The organism is Pseudoduganella sp. RAF53_2, assembly GCF_052113985.1.
Lineage (GTDB): Bacteria > Pseudomonadota > Gammaproteobacteria > Burkholderiales > Burkholderiaceae_D > Rugamonas.
This window is the reverse complement of the sequence record NZ_JBFRDW010001102.1, coordinates 1-1,010: the sequence shown is the minus strand read 5'-3', so window position 1 is coordinate 1,010 and position 1,010 is coordinate 1. Positions and strand designations below refer to the sequence as shown.

At 69.0% G+C, this 1,010-nt stretch carries 1 protein-coding gene; it reads right to left on the bottom strand.

The features are described from left to right. A partial coding sequence (locus tag AB4Z11_RS32625) for an NnrS family protein (RefSeq protein ID WP_442030449.1) occupies window positions 1–1,010 on the bottom strand: 1,010 nt, incomplete at both ends.

Sequence of the window (1,010 nt, the reverse complement as noted above, 5' to 3'; positions counted from 1 at the left end):
CGTCCCGCCTTGAGCGGCCGTCCGGTATGGCCGAGTGCAGTACGGGTAATCATCCCGATGATCAATCCGGACATGGCGCCCACCGCCAGGGCATGAAATGCCGAGCTGGCGCTGCCGATACCCAGTGCCGCAAAACCCAGCAGCAGCAAGCCGCCGGCGATCCAGGCATAGGCCAGGTGCAGCACCCACAGCAGAGGTACGCGCACGGTGCTCAGCGGCGCCCAGCCGGTCAGGCGCAGGGCGTTGACGGCTGCCGCGACAAAGGCGAGCGCCGCGACGAGGGGCGCCGGCACCGGCAGCAGCCAGGCCAGGGCGGTTGCGGCGATCAGGGCCGGCGCCGCCTTGTCGCGCCAGGCCACGCTGCGCGGCTTGCTGCCGGGCGCGCCGTTGGCGGTGAACATGGGAATTACCCGGCCGCCCATCACCGCTTCCAGCAGCGTAATGAGGAGGATGGCGCCATGCACCGGCAGCAGCGGGGAGATGGCGTGCCAGCCCAGGGCCGCGGCATGGAAGCAGATGTTCGCCACGGCCAGCAGCGCAAGGATGCCTCCGATCGGATAATTGCGGCGGCTGTTGCCGCGCTTCAGCACGCGCAGCAAGGCCCAGGCGGCAACCGGCAGGAAGGCCGCGTCGACGGCGCGCGCAGCCAGCGCGACGGCGGGCGACGCAGCGGGTGCGGCGAGCATGGCGGCGCGTCCCGCTATCCACAGCAGCGCCAGCGCGGCCAATGGCGCGCCGCGCGGCGTCTGCACATTGGTCCAGTTCCTGGAAGCGGTCAGCAGGAAGCCGACGATGACGGCGCCGGCAAAGCCGAACACCATTTCATGCGCATGCCACAAAAGATCCAGCGGCAGCAGGCCTTTATAGCCCGCCAGCCAGGCTGGTACGGCGACGACGGCCAATGCCGCCGCAAGCAGATAGAAGGGACGGAAACCCAGCCGTAGCAAGGGCGGGGACTCGTCCTTGCGATGCCGGTCCTCGATTTGCAGAAGCTGACTGCTGCTCATGAT